Source organism: Parabacteroides sp. AD58 (genome assembly GCF_023744375.2).
GTDB lineage: Bacteria > Bacteroidota > Bacteroidia > Bacteroidales > Tannerellaceae > Parabacteroides > Parabacteroides absconsus.
The window spans coordinates 1,426,229-1,448,124 of record NZ_CP146284.1 but is presented as its reverse complement, the minus strand read 5'-3'; the positions used below and the strand labels follow the sequence as shown (position 1 = coordinate 1,448,124).

At 45.0% G+C, this 21,896-nt stretch carries 27 protein-coding genes; 17 read left to right on the top strand and 10 right to left on the bottom strand.

From position 1 onward, the window contains the following. Positions 1-63: 63 nt before the first annotated feature. Genes NEE14_RS06280 through NEE14_RS06265 form a run of 4 tightly spaced genes read right to left on the bottom strand, consistent with a single transcriptional unit; the run spans position 64 to position 2,481 of the window. Positions 64-819, bottom strand: coding sequence for a DUF4122 family protein (locus NEE14_RS06280; protein ID WP_251967085.1), 756 nt, complete (start codon positions 817-819; stop codon positions 64-66). 2 nt (positions 820-821) lie between these two features. Beyond that, positions 822-1,277 (bottom strand): DUF3408 domain-containing protein, encoded by a 456-nt coding sequence (locus NEE14_RS06275; RefSeq protein ID WP_251967086.1) that lies wholly within the window; start codon positions 1,275-1,277, stop codon positions 822-824. 2 nt (positions 1,278-1,279) lie between these two features. Continuing rightward, positions 1,280-1,717, bottom strand: a complete 438-nt coding sequence (locus tag NEE14_RS06270; RefSeq protein ID WP_151940027.1) for a DUF3408 domain-containing protein — start codon at positions 1,715-1,717, stop codon at positions 1,280-1,282. After that, complete coding sequence (locus tag NEE14_RS06265) at positions 1,714-2,481, bottom strand: ParA family protein (protein ID WP_251967087.1); 768 nt, start codon at positions 2,479-2,481, stop codon at positions 1,714-1,716. The genes NEE14_RS06270 and NEE14_RS06265 overlap by 4 nt, the downstream gene beginning before the upstream one ends. 126 nt (positions 2,482-2,607) lie before the next feature. Between NEE14_RS06265 and NEE14_RS06260 the strand changes: the two genes are divergently transcribed. From NEE14_RS06260 to NEE14_RS06230, 7 genes are all read left to right on the top strand, one after another. Continuing rightward, entirely contained in the window at positions 2,608-2,739 is a 132-nt protein-coding gene (locus NEE14_RS06260) for a hypothetical protein (RefSeq protein WP_262922355.1), read from the top strand. A gap of 415 nt (positions 2,740-3,154) precedes the next feature. Continuing rightward, positions 3,155-3,625 (top strand): conjugal transfer protein MobA, encoded by a 471-nt coding sequence (gene mobA / locus NEE14_RS06255; RefSeq protein WP_251967088.1) that lies wholly within the window; start codon positions 3,155-3,157, stop codon positions 3,623-3,625. After that, complete coding sequence (mobB, locus tag NEE14_RS06250) at positions 3,615-4,871, top strand: conjugal transfer protein MobB (protein WP_251967089.1); 1,257 nt, start codon at positions 3,615-3,617, stop codon at positions 4,869-4,871. Before mobA ends, mobB begins: the two co-directional genes overlap by 11 nt. A 34-nt stretch (positions 4,872-4,905) precedes the next feature. Beyond that, the gene (gene mobC, locus NEE14_RS06245) at positions 4,906-6,939 is read left to right on the top strand and encodes a conjugal transfer protein MobC (protein WP_251967090.1); all 2,034 of its coding nucleotides are present in this window, start codon (positions 4,906-4,908) and stop codon (positions 6,937-6,939) included. Between the two features lie 230 nt (positions 6,940-7,169). Further along, on the top strand, positions 7,170-7,427 hold the full coding sequence (locus NEE14_RS06240) for a hypothetical protein (RefSeq protein WP_057282044.1): 258 nt from the start codon (positions 7,170-7,172) through the stop codon (positions 7,425-7,427). Between the two features lie 10 nt (positions 7,428-7,437). After that, positions 7,438-7,689, top strand: a complete 252-nt coding sequence (locus tag NEE14_RS06235; protein ID WP_251967091.1) for a DUF6926 domain-containing protein — start codon at positions 7,438-7,440, stop codon at positions 7,687-7,689. A gap of 12 nt (positions 7,690-7,701) precedes the next feature. Then, positions 7,702-8,208 (top strand): hypothetical protein, encoded by a 507-nt coding sequence (locus NEE14_RS06230; protein WP_251967092.1) that lies wholly within the window; start codon positions 7,702-7,704, stop codon positions 8,206-8,208. Positions 8,209-8,229: 21 nt separating this feature from the next. Here the strand turns inward: NEE14_RS06230 and NEE14_RS06225 are convergent, their stop codons facing one another. The 3 genes from NEE14_RS06225 to NEE14_RS06215 form a co-directional block, all read right to left on the bottom strand. Continuing rightward, the gene (locus tag NEE14_RS06225; RefSeq protein ID WP_251967093.1) at positions 8,230-8,631 is read right to left on the bottom strand and encodes a hypothetical protein; all 402 of its coding nucleotides are present in this window, start codon (positions 8,629-8,631) and stop codon (positions 8,230-8,232) included. Between the two features lie 311 nt (positions 8,632-8,942). Then, positions 8,943-9,365, bottom strand: a complete 423-nt coding sequence (locus NEE14_RS06220; RefSeq protein WP_055172693.1) for a hypothetical protein — start codon at positions 9,363-9,365, stop codon at positions 8,943-8,945. A gap of 88 nt (positions 9,366-9,453) precedes the next feature. Further along, complete coding sequence (locus tag NEE14_RS06215; protein ID WP_251967094.1) at positions 9,454-9,873, bottom strand: hypothetical protein; 420 nt, start codon at positions 9,871-9,873, stop codon at positions 9,454-9,456. Between the two features lie 415 nt (positions 9,874-10,288). On the opposite strand from NEE14_RS06215, the gene NEE14_RS06210 reads away from it, so the two are divergent. The 5 genes from NEE14_RS06210 to NEE14_RS06190 all read left to right on the top strand — a co-directional run bounded on the left by NEE14_RS06210 (position 10,289) and on the right by NEE14_RS06190 (position 13,602). Then, a complete protein-coding gene (locus NEE14_RS06210; RefSeq protein WP_057282046.1) occupies positions 10,289-10,579 on the top strand; it encodes a DUF4120 family protein in 291 nt (96 codons plus the stop codon). Positions 10,580-10,763: 184 nt separating this feature from the next. Next, positions 10,764-11,939, top strand: a complete 1,176-nt coding sequence (locus tag NEE14_RS06205) for a DKNYY domain-containing protein (protein WP_251967095.1) — start codon at positions 10,764-10,766, stop codon at positions 11,937-11,939. A 31-nt stretch (positions 11,940-11,970) separates the two neighbouring features. Next, positions 11,971-12,468 carry a hypothetical protein gene (locus tag NEE14_RS06200; RefSeq protein WP_251967096.1) on the top strand — a complete coding sequence of 166 codons (498 nt, stop codon included), beginning with the start codon at positions 11,971-11,973 and terminating at the stop codon, positions 12,466-12,468. 61 nt (positions 12,469-12,529) lie between these two features. Next, positions 12,530-12,982 (top strand): hypothetical protein, encoded by a 453-nt coding sequence (locus NEE14_RS06195; RefSeq protein WP_251967097.1) that lies wholly within the window; start codon positions 12,530-12,532, stop codon positions 12,980-12,982. Between the two features lie 278 nt (positions 12,983-13,260). Next, the gene (locus tag NEE14_RS06190; protein WP_251967098.1) at positions 13,261-13,602 is read left to right on the top strand and encodes a hypothetical protein; all 342 of its coding nucleotides are present in this window, start codon (positions 13,261-13,263) and stop codon (positions 13,600-13,602) included. 11 nt (positions 13,603-13,613) lie between these two features. Here NEE14_RS06190 and NEE14_RS06185 read toward each other — a convergent pair whose 3' ends face one another. From NEE14_RS06185 to NEE14_RS06175, 3 genes are all read right to left on the bottom strand, one after another. Next, complete coding sequence (locus NEE14_RS06185) at positions 13,614-14,153, bottom strand: hypothetical protein (RefSeq protein WP_251967099.1); 540 nt, start codon at positions 14,151-14,153, stop codon at positions 13,614-13,616. Positions 14,154-14,410: 257 nt separating this feature from the next. Beyond that, entirely contained in the window at positions 14,411-14,836 is a 426-nt protein-coding gene (locus tag NEE14_RS06180; RefSeq protein ID WP_251967100.1) for a hypothetical protein, read from the bottom strand. Positions 14,837-15,269: 433 nt separating this feature from the next. Next, entirely contained in the window at positions 15,270-15,638 is a 369-nt protein-coding gene (locus tag NEE14_RS06175; RefSeq protein ID WP_239496970.1) for a hypothetical protein, read from the bottom strand. A 104-nt stretch (positions 15,639-15,742) separates the two neighbouring features. Here NEE14_RS06175 and NEE14_RS06170 point away from each other — a divergent pair, with 104 nt between their 5' ends. From NEE14_RS06170 to NEE14_RS06150, 5 genes are all read left to right on the top strand, one after another. Continuing rightward, positions 15,743-17,515 (top strand): DUF3945 domain-containing protein, encoded by a 1,773-nt coding sequence (locus NEE14_RS06170; RefSeq protein WP_251967101.1) that lies wholly within the window; start codon positions 15,743-15,745, stop codon positions 17,513-17,515. Positions 17,516-17,561: 46 nt separating this feature from the next. Next, a complete protein-coding gene (locus NEE14_RS06165) occupies positions 17,562-17,825 on the top strand; it encodes a DUF4099 domain-containing protein (protein ID WP_251967102.1) in 264 nt (87 codons plus the stop codon). Positions 17,826-17,918: 93 nt separating this feature from the next. Next, positions 17,919-20,012: a type IA DNA topoisomerase gene (locus NEE14_RS06160; protein ID WP_251967103.1), complete on the top strand. Its 2,094-nt coding sequence runs from the start codon at positions 17,919-17,921 to the stop codon at positions 20,010-20,012. Between the two features lie 192 nt (positions 20,013-20,204). Then, positions 20,205-20,441: a hypothetical protein gene (locus NEE14_RS06155; RefSeq protein WP_029327266.1), complete on the top strand. Its 237-nt coding sequence runs from the start codon at positions 20,205-20,207 to the stop codon at positions 20,439-20,441. A 244-nt stretch (positions 20,442-20,685) separates the two neighbouring features. Further along, a complete protein-coding gene (locus tag NEE14_RS06150; protein WP_251967104.1) occupies positions 20,686-21,873 on the top strand; it encodes an immunoglobulin-like domain-containing protein in 1,188 nt (395 codons plus the stop codon). Positions 21,874-21,896: the final 23 nt, after the last annotated feature.

Genomic DNA, 21,896 nt, shown 5'->3' with positions numbered 1-21,896 from the left:
AATTCAACCTGTATCTCCTTCAAGGGTTCGATCGTTTCAGGCTGGCACGTTTGATCTGCTTAATCACGCATACTTATCTATATCGAAAGGCTCATCTTCCTTACTGCCTTTTCTTCCTGATACACCCCTCCGGTTTCCCAGATACTTGTCAAGCAAACCGTTCACCTTCTCCAGATTGCTCAGCTTGTCGGTCAGGAAAGCCAGTATCTCCGTTTCGCTCAGTTTGTAATGGATGGTTCTTGCGGCACGCAGGGCTTTCTGTTCGTCAACAATCCCGGAAGTAAGTACTTCCGCTACGTTGTTTATTTCCTCGATTGTCAATGCCGTGTTGAAATCCGGGTCGGGTTCGGTATCTACGGGAGCCATCAGTTTCTCACGCTCTTCTTCTGTCAATCCTTTGTTTTCCTGCTCCACATCATCAGAACCGATATCCTCGTCTTCCTCCAATGGAATTTTCTCCATCGGCTCGGAACGGGTTGGAGTCATCCTTGCAACTTTCGGGTCTTCCAGATAGATGACCTTTGTCTTGCCTATCACATCATCATCATCCGAAGAAGAGGACGGAACAGTCATTTCGGTTTTTCCTTTGGACTTATCCGTTTCCGGCTTTCTGCGCCTTGCCTTTCTGCGGGCACGACGTTCCGCCTCTTCCTTGCGTTGTCTGCGGTATCTCCACACTCTGACACGGGCAATCCGCATCAGCCTTAAAATGCGGTCCCATATTCCGTACATACGTCTGTGGAAAATAAATGTCCACAAATGGCACAATATATAGACAGCACATACTGCCTTTACGGTAAAATAAAATATCGCAGTCATAATTATAAAGGTTTGGTGATACATTCCGTGTACAGCTTTGACATCTCATGCTCGTACTTCTTCAAATGTTCATCTATAATCCTGTTTACAAAACCGGAAATGGGCACCTCAGGAGCAGTAACTGCAAGAAAACGCTTGATATGGGAGTGATTTTCCTTGTTGATATAGACTTGTATCCGATTTCCAACAGGATAGTTTACCAGATAGATGGATTTATAGAAACCGCTTTCCGGAGACCTGGAAGCAGATATGTCTTTCAGTATCTCAAACGTTATTTTGGAAGCATCATCATCCCCATTGTCATGTCTTTTGATGTCTGCCGTTTCAACAGAAACGTCATGGACATCCTTTCCGCTTTTCCTGCCCTTGAACAGCCTACGGAAAATAAACAAAGACAATCTGTAAACAGTGTAAATGCAGCAACAGGCAACAATGGCCTGAAAAATAATCTGTGTCATAATCAAAATGGTTTTAACGGTTTATAATACTCTTTGTTATACAATTCGTTGATTTCGTCCCAGTGTTTCTGCAGATGGTCCACAAGGATATTGCTGATAAAGCCGGATATGCTCATCTCCGGAGCGATGACAGGCAGTACCCGTTTGATGCACTCGGCCACTTCACGGTTGATATACACATGGGAGCGGTTTGAAGCGGGTATATTGACCAGAAACCTTTCCCGGTATCCGAAGGATTCATCCTTTTTCCTTTTGGGCTTCTCCGCGGCGGGCTTTTCCGCTGGAGTATCTGCCGGTACGGTTGCGGCAGGGCTTTTCGCTTCCTGATGTTCCACGGACTTTTCTTTCGGGGCGGGGCTGTCCTTGCCGAAAACAGGTATGTCGCCGACGATGATATCCTTCAGGACATCTTCGTCCACCTCTACGATTTTCTTTTTCATGACTGTCCGAGTTTAAGTTTGACAATAAGCTCTTCCGCAAGTTCCACCAGTCCGCTGCCTTCCAGTTGCCTGGCCGGAGGTGGCATCAGCGTGCAACGGAAAAAGGCACGCTTGGCATGGGTAATCTCCTTTTCATAACGGCACAGGTCAGGAAGCGTGCTGTCAAGGACTGTCAGATGCAGCTCCCTCATGACTTCCGAATATGACCTGAGAATCTCCACATTGGTACGTTTTTTCAACTTGTTCCAGAAAAAGAAGATGTCCTTGAGCAACGGAGTATTTTCCATCTTCTTGATGTGGTCAAGCACGGTCGTGGCAAAGGACAGCGTACTCTGCATCACAATCAGGTCCGGAACGGTGGGAGTAAGCACGTAATCCATATTGACAATCGTACGGAATACCCCGGTGGACTCGACTGTTCCGGGAAGATCCACGAAAATAAGGTCGTAATCCCCGCTTGCCGCAATCGCATCAGCCGCCTCCCTTGCCTTTTCAGCGGTGAAGCCTACAATGGGATAGGCCTTTTTCTGCACTTGGTTCCACTGCTGTTTGATCAGTTGCCGGTAATAGGCACTGTTGGAAACAGCCTTTTTGTCACGCTCCCTCATACGTACGAGACTGTGTTGGGGAGAGTCACAGTCAACGATAGCCACGTTCAGTCCCTTCTCGAAATGGAAGTAACTGGCAAGCACTACGGACAGGGCCGATTTCCCGACCCCTCCTTTCTGGTTGCTGATCGCAACGAACAAAGTTTCTTTACTCATAAGTCTTTCTTTTTAATTGTTATTGAATAAATACCGGTGTCATCCACTAATCCGTGAATCCGCAGACGTTTCTTTCCAACCATCCGAATCCGCATCCGTTAACGGTATCATCCGGTGTCATAACCTTTGATGCTACTGTTACCGCATCTTTCCGACATCGCTTCCATCCGCGGTCTGTCTGTTGGTCATGACAATCCGTCAACGGTCCCGTCCGATATTGCTTCCATCATCCAAACCGTTACCGGAATCATCGGATAACATGACCATTATTCCGCTATCAGAAGGCCGGTCGCAACCGTCCGCACTGCAAATAAAAAGGGATTTTCCCGAATAATCACCATCATCCGGAGACGGTGACGACCCTTGTCACCGTATGACATCTTGTTACATATAATCCTCTGTTTTACAGATAAATATACCGCCGTAACTTTGCCACCGACAACGGGATGGATGCCGGATGGAGCTATCCCGAAGCCGAAGAATGAGGCTGAAGGTCAAAACTCAATTTGACTTCAGGCAAATTCATGTTCAAGCGAACATAGCAAGTTGTGTTTTGGGCAGCCCGAAATGATTCGGGCATCCCAAAACAAACTTGCCACTCGCCTGAAGGCTCGGGAGGGATTTCCTCCAAAGTCGGAAATCCATGACGTAAAATCAGAAACAGAAAATCTCAATGCGTATGGAAGAAAACAGTAAAAGAAGAACAAGAAGAAGCACGGGCAGAAAACCGAAGACCGACCCGGCAGTATTCCGCTACGGTATCAAACTGACTTCGGAAGAGAACGGAAATTTCGAGCTGCTGTTTGAAAAATCCGGGATGAAACAACGGGCAAGATTCATCAAGGCGATGATTTTCGGACGTGAAATGAAGGTCGTCAGAATCGACAAGGCTGCGATGGACTACTACATCAGACTTACAAATTTCTATCACCAGTTCCAGGCCATCGGCAACAACTACAACCAGACGGTGAAGGCTGTCAAGTCCAATTTCGGCGAGAAACGGGCGTTCGCCCTGCTCCGAAACCTGGAGAAAGCTACCATTGACCTGGTGGTACTGAGCAAGCGAATTGTCATGCTTACCCGGGAATTCGAGGAGGAATACCTTATAAAAAGAAGGAAGGAGGAACAGCAGAATGGTGGCTAAAATCAACCGGGGTGTATCGCTCTACGGGGCGGTCATCTACAACCAGCGTAAAGTGGACGAGGCAACCGCCCGTATCATCGCGGGCAACCGCATGATTACCGACCTCACCGGAAATCCCCACAATGTCATGCAGCAGACGCTGTGGGCTTTCGACAGCTACCTCGCCGCCAACAGGAACACGGAGAAGCCGGTACTGCACATCTCCCTGAATCCCTCGGTGGACGACCGCCTCACGGACGGGCAGTTCGCGGAACTGGCACGTGAGTACATGCAGAAGATGGGCTACGGCGACCAGCCCTACATCGTCTATCTGCATGAGGACATCGACCGCAGGCATGTCCATATCGTCTCCACCTGCGTGAAGGAGAACGGCGAGAAAATCAGTGACGCATACGAATGGAACCGCTCGATGAAAGCCTGCCGGGAACTGGAAAACAAATTCGGGCTCAAACCTGTGGCAGACAAGCGGAACGAACTGCTGGCACCGTATCTAAAGAAAGCGGACTACCGGGACGGGGACGTGAAACGTCAGGTCGGCAATATCCTCAAGAGCGTGTTCACCGCCTACCGTTTCCAGACATTCGGGGAGTTCAGCGCCATGCTCTCATGCTTCAACATCGAGGCCAAACAGGTTCGAGGAGAATTTGAAGGCTCACCCTACAACGGTATCGTATATACCCTGACAGACGATACGGGCAGGCCGGTATGCACGCCCATCAAATCTTCACTCATCGGCAAGCGCTTCGGCTACGAAGGAATAGAAAAAAGGATTGGCGTCAATGTCCGTGACTTCAGGAACCGGAAGTGGCAGCCGAAAATCCATGACACCGTCGCGCTGGCCATGCACGGATGCCGTGGAAACCGGGAAGACTTCATCCGGCTTCTCAGGGAAAAGGGCATCAATGTGGTGTTCAGGGAAAACGAGGAAGGCCGCATCTACGGTGTAACCTTCATCGACCACAAGAACCGTGAGGTATATAACGGCTCCCGTCTGGGCAAGGAGTTTTCTGCCAATGCCTTCGAACAGCTTTTCAGCAGGCCGCAGGAATTTCCGGAACAGGAAGCTCCCGGACAATATGCCGGCACCCGGGAAAGCCTTTCCGACAGCATGGAAAGTACCATCGAGCAGGCTTTCGGGATATTCAGTCCCGACATCAACGGTCCTGACCCGCAGGAGGAGGCACTCGCCCGCAAACTGCAACGCAAGAAAAAGAAGAAAAAACGCCGTTCACGCGGCATATCCTGATTGTCAATTACCAACCATCAAAATTTTTACAGTTATGCAACAAGAAGATGATTTGAGAGGACTGGCCAAGGTCATGGAGTTCATGCGTGCCATTTCCATCGTGTTTATTGTCATCCACGTCTATTGGTTCTGCTACGGGACATTCGTGGACATGGGTATCAACATCGGAGTCGTGGACAGAATCCTGCTGAACTTCCAGAGGACGGCAGGACTGTTCAGCAACCTGCTTGTGACGAAAGTGTTCGCTTTCATATTCCTGGGCCTTTCGTGCCTGGGTACGAAAGGGGTCAAGAACCAGAAGATGACGTGGCGGAAGATATACGCCGCCTTCCTCGACGGCATCGTCCTTTTCTTCATGAACTGGTGGATGCTCGACCTGCCGTTCAACCCGACGGTGAATGCGGCCATATATACGCTGACGCTCACCGCAGGTTACATTCTCCTGCTCATGTCGGGAGTATGGATCAGCCGTATGCTGAAGCACAACCTCATGGAAGACGTATTCAACACCGCCAACGAAAGTTTCATGCAGGAAACCAGGCTTATGGAAAACGAGTATTCCGTCAACCTGCCCACGAAATTTGTCTATCAGGGCAAGGAATGGGACGGTTGGATCAACATCGTGAACCCGTTCCGAGCCTCCATCGTGCTGGGAACCCCGGGCTCGGGAAAAAGTTATGCCGTGGTGAACAACTACATCAAACAGCAGATCGAGAAATCCTTTGCCATGTATATCTACGACTACAAGTTTCCGGACCTTTCGGAGATAGCCTACAACCATTTGCTCAAACACAGGCAGAGTTACAAGGTCAAACCGGAATTCTACGTCATCAATTTCGACGACCCCAGACGCAGCCACCGCTGCAATCCGATCAATCCGAGATTCATGGCAGACATCAGCGATGCCTACGAATCAGCCTACACGATAATGCTCAATTTGAACAAGACCTGGATACAGAAACAGGGTGACTTTTTCGTGGAATCCCCGATTATTCTGCTCGCTGCAATTATCTGGTATTTACGGATTTACAAAGATGGAAAGTATTGTACGTTTCCTCATGCAATCGAATTTCTTAACAAGCCGTATGCGGATATTTTCACGATTCTGACCTCGTATCCGTCCCTCGAAAACTACCTTTCCCCATTTATGGATGCCTGGCAAGGCGGAGCTCAAGACCAGCTCCAGGGCCAGATAGCAAGTGCGAAAATCCCGCTTTCACGCATGATCTCACCACAGCTTTATTGGGTAATGACAGGGGACGATTTCACCCTTGACCTGAATAATCCCGAACACCCCAAAATCCTCTGTGTGGGCAACAATCCTGACCGCCAGAATATCTATTCTGCGGCATTGGGACTGTACAATTCCCGTATCGTGAAGCTCGTGAACAAAAAAGGACAGCTCAAGAGTTCCATCATCATCGACGAGCTTCCGACCATCTATTTCCGCGGTATCGACAACCTGATTGCGACCGCCCGAAGCAACAAGGTGGCCGTCTGTCTTGGCTTCCAGGACTTCTCGCAGCTGGCACGCGACTACGGCGACAAGGAAGCGAAGGTAATCCAAAACACGGTGGGCAACATCTTCAGCGGACAGGTGGTCGGAGAAACGGCAAAATCATTGTCGGAACGGTTCGGCAAGATACTCCAGCAGCGGCAGTCCATATCCATCAACCGTCAGGACACTTCAACTTCCATCAACACGCAGCTCGATTCCCTGATACCCGCCTCCAAGATAGCCAACCTCTCGCAGGGCACATTCGTGGGTAGCGTGGCAGACAATTTCGGAGAAGAGATAGACCAGAAAATTTTCCATGCCCGCATCATCGTGGACAGCGCAAAGGTATCGGAAGAAATGAAAGCCTACAAGAAAATCCCTGTCATCAACGAGTTCAGGGACGCGGACGGAAACGACATCATGCAGCAACAGATTGACCGCAACTACTCGCAGATAAAGGCGGACGTGTTGCAGATAATAGAAGAAGAAATGGAAAGAATAAAAAATGATCCGGAACTGAGACACCTCATCCCGCAGCAAGAGGGAGAGGGAAACAATGACGGTGAATAGACGAAAGCGGAGACCGCTGTTTTATTTCCGCCTGCAAAGGTCGTCCCGTGCCCGCTGGATCGTGCAAGGCCGGGCCCCTCCGGGGTTTGCTGAAAAAATCATCCTCGCCCGAGTGCTCCGGTATTTTTTCGCAAAGCCTTGCACAATCCGGCACGGGACAGAAAGGCAGGCAAGAAATAAAATACCGGCTTGACAAGCCGCAGATGTCTAACTCAAAAAAAATAAAAGATATGAGCAGAAGCAACTTCACCCCGATGGAAAGATTCCATGAGATTCTAAACGGACACGGACTACAGGCCATGAACGTGGGTATAAACCATATCCGCATCTTCAGGGACGGCCGGAAAATGTTCGACTACTATCCGCTAAGAATGAAACTCTTCGACTACCACAACTGGTACCAGCTTACCTATCCATCCTTCGGCAATGGTGATGGGAAATGGGAACAGGAACTTCAGGAGATAATCGGCAGACTTTCCGCCGCATAAACGGTATATTATGGCAGCGCACATGAAAAAGACGGAATGGGACAACATCCCCGAATGGGCCATATATGCCCTGGAATACGGAACGGAAGAGGATGGCAGCCTGAACGAAGAGGAACGGGCTATGATTGATAAGTTTGTCGGCACACATTTCCCGAAAGGATACACGATGAGCGTGGATTGGAACGCCTGCAACGAGTTTGACCGCTATCCCGCATTTGGAGAGCCTTGCAAGACCTGCAAGGTTCTTTTTGTTTCACCATAAATACACAGAAAGATGAAAAGAATGACACTGAGCGAATATCTCGCAGTCCCGGAGGATTACCGGGGAGTATGGACTACCGAACGATGGGACATTCCCGATTGGGAGACCAAAAGAAAAAGCCACATGGGAAAACGTACACTGATGGTATATGACAGAGGCACGTGCCTGCTTGTCGAGGGACTGAGCCTTGAAATTGTGGACGACAGTGCCTGGAAGAAGCCGGAGGAAATCAAGAAGGAAATCCGTGAAAAATATCAAGAGCACCTAACTGAAAAAGGACATGAACCGTATTTTCTCGAATGTGTCATACGCTGGAATGACACCATGGAAACGCTGGAGGCAAGAATCGTCCTGAACATGGATTCCGATACGGAAATGGATGATGAAGTCTTCTTCCACTGCGATACTTTAGACAGCCTGCTGTCGCTGGCTGACAAAAGCGGGGAAGATTTTGTCATAGCAGGATGTTTCGGCTTCGGTGAATATGAAGAACTATACAGGCAAAATAAAAAGAAATAAATATGATAATCAAATGTCTAATCAACTACTAAGTCTTTTTTTTATTACGACAAACAACCATATACACGAGCATAAATATAGAATGAAATTAGGTACTAAATGTCTTACCACCGCTCCACTTTCTTCATAAACTTTATCTCTTTCTTTGTCATAAAAGAGTTTTATTTTTTGTGGATCAAACTGTATGCATTTATCTCTGGCAACTGCTACATAATATTGCTTTCCATTGAACTCTATGAGTATGGATGATGAAGTTCTACGGCGGCAATTAACTTCCAGTACAGAATAATTTTGTATTGGTTCCTCACTATGGATTATCGTTTGTCTACGGTCGTATATGAGCCACATATAGACAGCAGCTGCTAATAAGCCAATATTTATCAATATGACACTTATAAGTTCCTTATTAGTAACACGTTTCATTTCCTTGTTTTTATGAGTAAATCACGACTATTGATAATCATAGTATATCAAGAAAAACATATTCCTAAAATACCAGCTAAGATTAAGAGAAAAACGGCACACCACATTCTATTCTTGCCATAATTATTATCATACAATGCTTTATCTACTTTTGTTCGAGGCGTATTTACACCTGTGAGAAAATTTGAATATATAACTTTTTTCCTCTTAACATATTTATGTAAATCTTAATAATGCCCCCAAATAATCTGTTATCCATGCTTTTATCATATTTTCATTCTTATTGCTTTTCCTCCTATATTCCAGTTGATTTATTTAGATTGTTTCAGTAACGTACAGTTTTCATCTTTATAGTCTTGTAGCTGGGAATTGCATATTAACAAATCCAGTCTTTTATGATTTAAGACCTCCAATGCAAAGGCAATTGAAATAGAATCTGTATCTATACAATATGTAGAATCGCATTGATAAAGCTCTGTTTCATCTGTACTATTATAATCAGACCTGAGACTTCCTTCAGGTATTTCTCCATCAATCATAATTAATGACGGAGTAAAAGCCAGTTTAGAGTTTGTCTCTTTATTTGAAATAATGAAACCTACAATGATATTGGACTTTTGTTTGAGCGTAATTTTGTATTTTTTATTTTCATAATTTTCATATGAAATACGTGATGAACAAGAACATGATAGAAGCACATTAAATAGCGCGATTAGATATAAAAAAAGTTTCATAATTCATATACTATTATTTGTTTCATTATTGCTTTCATGATTGCTTATATTTATCGGGATTAACACCAATATTTCTAAATACAATAAATTACGGAGTGTTATCTATATAATTTACAATATCAAAATCACTTATATCAATTTGAGGTTGTATGTATTTTTTATCAGTCATTGGCTTATCAGAGTTCGGTGTGGTATGTGTCCCTATAATTTTATATAAATACATACCATCTTTATCGCATTTAAAATAAAAATGACGACTGTATAAATTGTTACCTCCTCCATAAAAACATTCAAGTATTACCCCTTTTCTGTGTTTCTTTATTTTCACACTAAAATTCTTTATATCTTCTGAAGAAGGGAATTTTATCTTTGCAATAGTTTTCTTGTTTTTTTCAACAAAAAGAGATTTATTATAAAATCCTTCTTCTGTAAATCTACAAAATAATTGAACAGAAAAATATGTTTTTTTATCTGTTCGTATGATAATAGCTGATTCTTTATCAACCATTTGTGGCACATATTCATTGCCTTTCACTATTTGAAAGGAATAGGTAATGAATATGATTATTATTATCAAAATACATCTCATCTCCTAAATTATCTATGATTATTCTTGGTTAGTACTATTTCTACCAAGTTAACGCCAAAGATATTATAAATCAATGGCTATCTACAAAGATATGAAACATTCCATATAATCTCTCATAAAAGACAGACTATCTTTATAATGATTGAAAATTATTCAGAATCACATATTTAGTTGAATCTTCGTTTGTATTTATGGCGAAATGATAAAATATAATATACTGAAAGTTTTGACTTGCTGTCGCTTGCTGACAAAAACGGGGAAGATTTTGTCATAGCAGGATGTTTCGGCTTCGGTGAATATGAAGAACTGAATCGATAACTAAAAACGAATGAATATGATAATTAAATGTCAGGAACACTATAACAAGGAGATGGAATACGCAAAAAGTATAGATGACAATACCTTACAACAATGCATCGAACGATTGCAACAGTGGGAAAAGAACTCGAACGGGAAATATGAAATTGAACTCTACCGGGACTTCGCACCCCATTCGTTCGGATTCGCCGAACGAACTCCCGACGGACGGACAAGAGTTGTCGGAGGAGTGCTCTATCATGGCAAACCGGACGAATCATACGCTATAATGCTTAATCCGTTCCATGGATGGAGCATACATACATGAAATCAACAATATTATTGATAATCAATAAAAAACACTATTTATTTTTGTACAGACGATGCTTCATAGTTATCTTTGTAAATATGGAAAATGCTATGGTAGTTATAACATACCTTATGAACATATGTAAGGATAATCTATTATGGCTTTCTGGACTTTCTTCAATCGAACATAAATTATAATTAATATGCTCAACCATTTAAGACAATTTTCCGTTTCATTTATGATATTACTATCATTAACTTTCTTTTTACTTTCATCTTGTACTACCGGATATGAGAATGATGGTAAAGAAGTTAGATGGCATACGTGGGATGAAGGTCGTGGACATCAGTCTTATAAAGTAAATGCGGATCCAAAGACATTCGTGACTCTGACCCATGATTATGGAAAAGATAACGTGCATGCCTTTTATTGTGGTCAAATCATAGAAAAAGCTGACGGAAAAACATTCAGAGCTATAAATAACTCTTACGCTTGTGATAAAAACTATGTGTATTCATTTGAAAAAATTATCATTGGTGCAGATCCGGCTACATTTAAAGTCCTCAGCACTTATCTGTCAGAAGACAAACATGATTATTATTGGGAAGGCAGAGCAATAACAGTAAAAGATAAGTCTTCATTTGTCCTATTAGGAAAAGATAACGACTGGCAGACGCAATGGGCAAAGGATCAGTATAATGGTTACTTTTTGCCAGGTGGAAGTATTTCAGGGATAGACTATGAAACTTTTCATCCTGCTCCAAAAACTTCAACAAACCATAGTGGAAACTACGCAGTGGATAAGAATCGAGTATATTTTGAAAATAAAGTTGTAACCAATGCGGATCCCGGTTCATTCAAAGAAGTGGATTGGAATATTGGGCAGGACAAATTTAGAGTATATAAAGGTGAAAGACCCACTCAATTAAAGGACTATAATAGTTTGAATAAAATAGGTAGGTTAATGTACACAGATGGCACTTCAATTTATGACGCTGACTTTTACATTTTGCCTGATGCTGATGCCGCTACTTTTGAATGTGTAGGAGAAAACTGGTATAAAGACAAGAAGCATGTATGGTGGAATACCTTGTCACTTCCTGATGTGGATGTAGCCACATTCAGACCAATCAAAAATTATGGTTTCAGATATGGGGAAAAAGAGGAGTGCAATAGTTGTGATTTCAATTATGGAAAAGACGCACATCATGTCTTTTTTCAGGATTCCATCATCTTAGGTGCAGACCCTAATAGTTTTGAAATAATTGATTTTCCTGATTCTGAGAGTTGGACGATATTTGATAAAAATCGTATTTATTCAGGCAATAAGACTCCCCAGTTACAGGAATATTTGATAAAAATGTATGGAAAACAATAAGGGGAAAATGTATTTTAACAGAGCATGACTTATGGCAAAGAATAAATCAAAAATCCTATTAAAGTTGCTTGTCGGATTTGTTCTCATAGCCAGTTTAGGCTTGTATTTCAATTCAGTTCTCAAAAATTGGGATATAGAACAAAATTTGGGTAGTAATTATATTTTGTGTGCCGACGGTGAAATTATTTATCAGCCGATCGATGAGAAGCCTGCCGAATATGTCATACCTTTTGGTACAGCAAGATACGGTTTTGATGATCGTTGGATTGTAGTTGAGACGAAAACACGATCAGGGTTTCATCAAACTCTTCCTCAAGATACTATTGCTGGTGAAGTATCTAACTATTGGATTATTGATAAGTCCATACCGGTTGATACAGAAAATCCTTCAATATTCGGAGATATTTATTATCAAGGTAATATTTATTCTGTTATAAGGAAAAGTCTCATAGGTCCCCTGGATTCTCTCGACTTTGAAAAAGAGACCGGAAAACGGAGTATAAAACTCATTTGGCGTAAAAAGAAATAAGCCAACAAAAATGAAACATCACAAGACTGATGACTAACTTATTGAAATAAAGGAATTCGCAATGAAACTGAGAGATAAACAATTTTGGCTTTATGAAGCAGTGGTTATTATCTGTTCTGCCATCAGTATGGTCATTTTGTGGGCCAACCATTTGTTTCACCGGTTGTTCCTCATATATCTTGGTGCAGCTTTTTGCTCCCTGTTTTTTATCGGTGGTATTATGGCGTGGAAACTATACAAAGGCAACCAATGGTGGAAACTGGCAGGATATATGCTTCTCGTCACAACCGTGATTCTTGTCATTGTCTTGTTCGGTTTTGTGTGGGACTGGCATGACATAGGAGGTCGTCCGGCAAATTTACCGCCTGATGTGGGTACATATATTACTAATAATGAATTGGTAGGAATTCTAATATTACTATGGGTAATCGTTGCACCAATCCTCTCATGCGTAATCTCATATATAACCAAACTGATTATAATATATCATGTTGGTGAAAAAGCTCGTCATTAAAAAAATGATACAAATACCGATTTGAATATACTGAAAATATTACAATGGCAATATGGCAACGATTTCAATAATAATATTACTTGCGTTACTCTTTTATTTGTTCTATTTTTCTGAACGGATGAAACGGATCAGAGAAATTGTAGCCCGCCCCATTATTGGCCTGACAATCATTGCCATTGCCAGTGTACTTTTTTTTAGTGGCTGATTACAACGGCAGATATTATGGACTAAGTCCGATAATTTTTAATCCGGTTCGCCTGCCGCAAGATGTTTCCATCATGATTGATAGATACTACAATCTCTATATAACCGGAGAAGACGAATTGGAAATTTTAGGTCCCGGTTTCCAAGAGGCCGGAACACGTCCCCTCGTTGAATCGATTCAAGATTATTCAGTCAAGGATTCAACCCTGTATATTCGTTGCATGACGGACCAAGGTATCGAAACCTATCGGTTGGATAAAGGGGAGCTTTTCTGTAAAGCAGAGAAAATAAACAATGCCAACTGGCGTACTCATCTTATCGAGAACTATAAAATATTTACTTTCATTCGAATAATGTCTATTCTTATATTCTTGATAGGTATTAGTTTGTATGGCTTTGGATTGCGCAGAAGGTAACAGATTATTTCTCAATTATCTATTAACTTATATATATTCTGAAGTTGCCTAATAAACAGAGAACTGGTAAGCGAAAACTCTCCATCATCTTTAAGTCTAATATAATATTTGTCGTGCTTGTACAAATTATAAGATTCTTTTTTATACCAAGTATATACTTGCTTGTTGGTATGATCCAATAAAGCAAAAGATATGGTATTTATTCTTGTAAGATTGTTGTCCATTATGAACGGAACATTCTTTACTGTTATATTTTCTTCAAATGGACCTCTATAAATTACCCCTTGCCGTATTATCATAAATTCATAATTTATAGATGTCAAATCAATGGAAACACCCATATCAAAGACAAATGATATGTCTTTTAGCAGGATAGAATCTGCATCGTATTTTTCATAAAAATCGGAAGTTTTGTAATAGAGATATCCCATATAATCATCTTTCGATACAAGCGAATAATCGTTTGCTTTCTTATTCGGAAAGAAAGCCAACAAACTTATAACATATACCGATAAGCATAACAACAAATATAAGGCCTTACGTAGTGACATGATAATTTAATATTATTTGAATTGCCAAGCATTACTATTCCATTTCTTTGATCCTGATATAATCTCCTAATAATCCAGTTGATTTATTTAGATTGTTTCAGTAACGTACAGTTTTCATCTTTATAGTCTTGTAGCTGGGAATTGTATATAAACAAATCCAGTCTTTTATGATTTAAGACCTCCAATGCAAAGGCAATTGAAATAGAATCTGTATCTATAATTATGATAGTCTAATACATTTTTTACACTCTCAAGTTTTAGTTAAAAACGAGCCTATTAAACTTTGTATTAGCCATATAAGCCTTTACAAAATGCTCTGAAACAGGCCCGATTATTGAATCATTATTACAGCATTTCAATTTTTCACCAGATGATTTTATAACCCACCAATTATACATTCTCCCTTTGCGTCTAATTATTATAGTTGAATCATTCCAATAAACTGCACGTACACTATCGATTACAGGGTCATGATCACTTGACAATTTACATTTTAAATAATGTGTAGCATAATAATTGTCAGGAGAATATATATAGTAGTCATCTACCAGTTTAATACTGGTTGGTGAACAACTTATAAGAAAAAAAAACAATATAAAATTAAACAATGCGCCATTCTTTGAATGAGTAACTCCCAAATGAGAGAATCGCATCAACTGTTTTTCTAATTCCTTCTTGTCCATGACTATTCTTTTGTCTGACGGTTAGTACTATTATTTCCGAATTATCGCCAAAGATATTGTAAATCAATGGCTATCTACAAAGATATGAAACATTCCATATAATCTCTCATAAAAGACAGACTATCTTTATAATGATTGGAAATTATTCAGAATCATTCGATTAACTTTTCTTTTACGGTGTCGTTTGAATACCTCTGATTTCCACGACAGACTAAATGAAATGACAGACAGATAGGCTTCTGCAATCCTTATTCAAAAACATACGGTCATAAGCCCCGCTTCACTTGATAAGTCCCTTCAGAGAAGTTAACTCGGAGGGCGAATACCTCCACGTTCAAGCCTCCGGTTTTCGGGACACAAAATTCCCTGCGGTAATTTTCCGCCCGAAAAAACGCTCCGGTATTGCCGTCCGAGTTGAGGAAAGGACCGGGACTTAGCAAGCGAAGCGACCTACGACGCATAGATACAGGTCAACATAAAAAAGAATCTGGCGGGAGAACCATGCTCCCGTATGCCTTCCCAATGGATTACGCGATCCGATTATTCCCGTAAACAGAAATCCGCCTCCTGTCACAAAAGGACACATCAATGGGGGACAAAAGCAGCTCGCTCCCAACTCTGCATAATTACAGTTTTTCCTTTTCTTCCGTGCGGTAGTGCGTACCGCCACGCCCGTGTCTGTCCGGCATGTTCCCGTCTTTTCCCTTTCCTTTTCCGTCCCTTGTTTTTCTTCCTTTCCAGCCGTTTTCTCACGCATTTTCGCTCCGTTTTCTCCGGCCTGCGGTGTAATGTGATGACACATGATGTAATGTATATCCTAACGCATTGCAAATCAATTATTTATCAAATTTTCTCCTATATATTTGCAGTGACAACATGAGTTATCAACACTAAAAATCAAATGTTATGGCAAAAAAAAATGCAAGGGAAGAACCCCCGAAACCGCAGGTCACCGAAAATGAGCAGATGAGTGACATCGTGTTCATCCTCGACAAGATGGAGCTGATTCTTGAAGCGGTATCTCAAATCGGAAAGGACGGAAAATTCAACACGGTAGCCGCCGACAAGCAGCACCGCAATTCCTTCCTGAAGATTGACCGCTATGCCGACGCCTTCGAGAACTTCATCAAGAACTTCTGGAGCCAGTTGAAAGACCCGACACGCTTCGGAATCCTCTCCGTCAAGGAAGACAGGCTGGACGACCCTGCCGTGCAGCAGGCCATCGAGGACATCGCCGCAGGAAAGAAGACAAAAGCCGTGGAGGAATTTCTCAAGCAGTACGAGATTGTTCCGCGCAACAAGGAAAACCAAAGTATCAACCAAAAAAATCAAGAAGAAATGGCAAAGAAAAATGAAACCCAGCAGCAGGCTGCCGCAGCCGACAGCCAGCCGCAGACCCAGTCCCCCCAGTACCGTTACAACGAGTCCATGATCAACTGGGAACAGCTCAAGAATTTCGGAATCTCCCGTGAATACCTCCAGGAACGCGGACTGCTCGAACAGATGCTCAAGGGCTACAAGACCAACCAGGTCGTGCCCATCAGCATGAACTTCGGCTCGGCCGTCCTGAGAACGGATGCACGTCTGTCCTTCCAGCAGTCCATGGCGGGCGAAGTGGTGCTCGGCATCCACGGTATCCGGCAGAAGCCCGACCTCGACCGACCGTACTTCGGACACATCTTCTCCGACGAGGACAAGAAGAACCTGCTTGAAACGGGAAACATGGGGCGTGTCGTGGAGCTGAAAGGACGCAACGGGGAATACATCCCTTCCTTCATCAGCATCGACAAGCTGACCAACGAGGTGGTCGCCATGAAAGCGGAGAATGCCTTCATCCCAAAGGAAATCAAGGGCGTGGAACTGACCGAGCAGGAGCAGAACGACCTGCGTGAAGGCAAGAAGGTCTATGTCGAGGGCATGATCGCCAAGTCCGGCAACGAGTTCAACGCCTTCATTCAGGTGAACGCCGAGCGCAGGGGCGTCGAGTTCATCTTCGAGAACGACAAGCTCTTCAACCGCCAGACACTCGGGGGCGTGGAACTGACGCAGAAGCAGGTCGAGGACCTGAATGCCGGAAAGGCCATCTTCGTGGAGGGCATGCAGCGCAAGGACGGCGAGGTGTTCTCCTCCTACGTGAAGCTGGACGAGGCGACGGGACGTCCGTCGTACACCCGCTACAACCCGGACTCACCGGAAGGCGCACGCGAAATCTATATCCCCAACGAAATCAACGGAGTGAAAATTACGGCGGAGGAACAGCAGCAGCTCCGTGAAGGCAAGGTGATTTTCCTCAATGACATGGTGAACCGCAAGGGAGAGGAATTCTCCTCCTTCATCAAGGCCGACCTGGAGACGGGACGCCTGAGCTACTCCCGCACACCCGACGGATTCGAGCAGCGGGCCGACTTCAAGATTCCCGAAAAGGTCTGGGACGTGCCTCTGACAAGAAAGCAGCGTGCCGACCTGCAAAGTGGAAAGGCCGTGCTGGTGGAAGGCATCAAGGGCTATGACGGGAAGACTATCTCGCAGTACGTCAAGGCCAATTTCAACCAGGGACGCCTGGACTTCTACAACGAGAATCCCGACCGCAAGCGTGACGCCTCGCAGCGCAACGTGGTGGCCAACAATCAGCGACAGGAACAGGGCAACCGCAAGTCAAAGGGAGCCAGCATTTCCTGATGACGGGCAACTGAAAAATGAATGTTGAATCAAAAAAGAAAGAAATATGAAAAAGGAAAACGGAAACGACATGCCTTTCAAGGCAGAAGACGTGAACTGGGACGAACTGCACGACATCGGCATCATGAAGGACGAGCTGGAACTCTCCGGTGAGCTGGACACCCTCCTCAAGGGAGAAAAGACGAAAGTGATGCCCCTGAAACTGGTACTACTCGGCGTGGACGTGGTGATGGACGCCACGCTCCAGCTGGTCCGCAAGGACGAGGCGCCGCTGCTGGAGATTCAGGGCGTGACGCCGCTGGGCAGATAGCCTGAAAACATTTATCAAGTAAACCGATGTCTTACCGCCGTTTCCTGTCTTCCCATGGAAAACGGGAAACGGCCTTAATTTTATCCGAACATTATGATAGCAATCATCGCAGAAAAACCGAGCGTAGGCTTGGACATAGCCCGTGTAGTCGGGGCTGATACAAGAAATGACGGCTACTGTTCCGGCAACGGATACATGGTAACCTGGGCGTTGGGACACCTCGTGTCGCTGGCCATGCCGGACGTTTACGGTTACACGAAAACGACGGCGGAGGAGCTGCCGATGCTGCCCGTACCGTTCCGCCTGGTCTCCCGCCAGATACGCACGGACAGGGGCATGGTCACGGACATCGCCGCCACGAAACAGCTGAAGGTCATCGACAGCGTGTTCTCCAAGTGTGACAGCATCATCGTGGCTACCGATGCCGGTCGCGAGGGGGAACTTATCTTCCGCTGGATATACACTTTCCTGGAATGTACGAAACCGTTCCGCCGCCTGTGGATCTCCTCGCTGACCGACGAGGCCATACGGAAAGGGCTGGAGGAACTGAAAGACGGTACGGAGTACGACAGCCTGTATGCCGCCGCCGACAGCCGCGCGAAGGCCGACTGGCTGGTGGGCATGAACGCGAGCCGTGCCCTGGCCATCGTCTCCGGCTCGTCCAACAACTCCATCGGACGGGTACAGACGCCGACGCTCGCCATGATATGTAGCCGCTACAGGGAGAACCGGAGCTTTGTCTCCACACCGTACTGGCAGCTGCACGTCACCCTGAAGAACGGGGATTCGCACCGCCGCTTCTTCCACACGGCGAACTTCAGTGACCGACAGGAAGCTGAGACGGCCTACCGCCGTATCTCTTCCGATTCCCGTGCGACGGTCACGAAGGTGGAACGCAGGAGAACCCTGCAACAGCCGCCGCTGCTCTACGACCTGACGGCACTCCAGAAGGACTGCAACGTGCATCTCGACCTGCCCGCGGCAAAGACGCTGGACATCGCCCAGTCGCTCTATGAGAAGAAACTCATTTCCTACCCGAGAACGGGAAGCCGCTACATCCCGCACGACGTGATGGCCTGCGTGCCCGGACTGCTGGAAAGAATCCTGGTCATGCCGGGATTCGCCGCCTGCGCCGGAATCCTCGACCTTGCACGTCTCAACACCCGCAGCGTGGACGACAGGAAAGTGACGGACCACCATGCCCTGATTACGACCGGCATCGCTCCCGAAGGGCTTTCTGAGGCGGAGACCGCTGTCTATACGCTGATAGCCGGACGTATGCTGGAGGCGTTCTCGCCCTGCTGCGAGAAGGAAATGCTCCTCATGGAGTGCCGTCTGGAGGGGATGGACTTCCGCTCGAAGGGTTCTTCCGTGGTCAGCCCGGGATGGCGCGGCATCTTTGGCCGGAAAGAGGACCGGGAGGATGACGAGCCGGAAACCGACGAGGGTACGGCCGTGTTTGCCGAAGGGGATACGGTCCCGGTTTCAGGCCACGGACTGGCCCAGAAGAAGACCATGCCCCGACCGCTCTATACCGAAGCCACGCTGCTGGCGGCCATGGAAACCTGCGGCAGGGAGATAGCCGACGAGCAGGCACGGGAGGCCGTGAAGGAGCTGGGAATCGGAACGCCCGCCACGAGAGCCGCCATCATTACGACCCTGTTCAAGCGCGACTACATCACCCGATCGGGCAAGAGCATCGTCCCCACGGAAAAGGGGCTGCATATCTACGAGGCGGTGAAGGAGATGCTTGTGGCGGATGTCTCCCTGACGGGAAGCTGGGAAAAGGCCCTGCTGCAGATCGAGCGGCACACGCTCACGACCGAGGCTTTCATGGCTTCCATCACGGACTACACACGCAAGGCCACCCGCGAAATCCTGAACCTCAGCCTTCCGGCAGCCTCTACTCGCACGTTCACCTGCCCCAAATGCAAGACCGGACATATCATCGTCAGGGAGAAGATTGCCCGCTGCGACAATAAAGGGTGTGGACTGACCGTGTACCGCAGGTTCCTGAACAAGGAACTGACGGACCAGCATCTGGAACAGCTCTTCTCTTCCGGCTCCACACGGCTCATCAAGGGATTCAAAGGGAAGAAGGGCGTGGCTTTCGACGCTTCGGTCACATTTGACGCCGGCTTCACCCTGACACTTTCGTTCCCCAAAAACGGGAAAAAGAAGAAATGACGTAGCCATCCCGATTCGCGGGGCAAAGGTCGCAGCCCGCCCGTTTCCACCGGCAAGGTCGGGCCTGGCGGTTTCTGGGAAAAATCATCCTCGCTGCGCTCCGGTATTTTTCCCGAAAACCTTGCCTGTGGAGGCGGACTGCAAGAAGGCCCCCGAAAACGGGAATGGCATTCCCACTAAAACATGAAGATTATGAAAGCAAAAGAACACATCAAAAAGATAGCGGGCAGCAGATGGGCAAGAACCCTCGCACTGGCCGTCACGGCAGCCGTCATTTTCAGCTGGCTCTATACACACGGCATATCTCCCGTATGGACCGCCGTAGCCATCATCTGTTTCAGGGGATTCTTCAGGTTCCTCTACCGTGTAGCCTGTCTGCTTGTGGCACTGGCCATCCTCCTGTGCATCCTGAGTTTTCTGGTCTTCTGAAATCTGACAGCATGAAACATACACGGATTTTATACATGAACCCGAAAAGTTGGACAGTTTAACATTATCAAGAGGCTCTTTTAGACAGGAACAAAGCTCGGTATTTTACCGGGCTTTATTCATTTAGCCTCAATTTGATTCAATCATAGTTAAAGTTGCGTATGAAGAGTTATATAATCGTCTAATATCAAATATTTTTGTTTATTTTGTAATCATACCGTTTCACTCTTTAATCGTTAATGTCATGAAAACGATGATTGTATTTCTAACTTGTATTTTCATAGTAGGTTGTGCAAGCAAGTCAAAACAGAAAGTAGAGGGTGCTTCAGAAGCATCCATAAACAATACAGTCGAAAAGAATGATACCTTAGAACTTTTATCGGACAATCAACAGGAAGTTACGATAAAAGAATCCGAGAAGCAGGAACAGCTTTCGGGGACAATGACATATAAACTTAAGCCCATTCCTCGTGATATTCCTACGGGGCAAGCTATCAACTCTGATTCTCTTTCCATGCGGACTGAATATGATTATTACCCCTTATCAACAACGAAAATAAAAGTAATCATAACCAATCTCTCCCATCACGAATATGAATGTGGTGAAAGCTACAGCCTTGCCTATTTCGACGAGCAGAGGAATACTTGGGAGACTTTACCAACCAATCCGATCATCAACAATATATTATGGATTTTTGTACCAGAAAACCCAACCCATGAGCAGACTATTGAACTCTATACCTCCGAAATCCCTAATCGACCGGGCAAATATCGTATTTACAAGGCTTTCAATAGAGAAACGAAAGTCGCTTATGCGGAATTTGAGTTGGTTGATAAGAAAGGAGTTAAAAGGCTTCGTGAACGAATTGACAATTATTGGAGAAAAAACAGAATGGTCTCCAACGATACCACAGCGCAAAACATTCATTCAACCTGGATTCAAAATGATGATGGCGATACGATTTATGTGGGCTTAATGAATAATACCCCTCATTTTCAAGAAATGTTCAGAAGAAAAGTCGTAAGTTATTCGGCAGTCAGTCATGGCGCAATACGATATAACGTGCCTTTTACCCAATCTGCGTCTTCCGACACTTTACACGTAACCATGCGAACCGAACTGCCTGTCTATCCGGTAGGTACTGAAGTCGTATCGGTAGAATTAACCAATAATAATCCTGGTATCTTGTTTTTTGGAGAACAATACCATGTCGTGCGCAAAGAGGGAAATCGCTGGGTATTTCTCTATGATGGCGGCGTGTGGAATGACCTTGGTCATGGATTGAAACAAGGAGGTACATCCCACTTTAAGGCCAGACTTCGCCCAGTTGTCAACGACAACAAGCCGGGAATTTATAAAGTAATCAAGGAAGTAGGTTTCAGTGGTTCTTCCCAAAAGTGGTTTATGGGTGCAGAATTTAGAATCAAATAAAGACAACTCAATGCCATCAAACA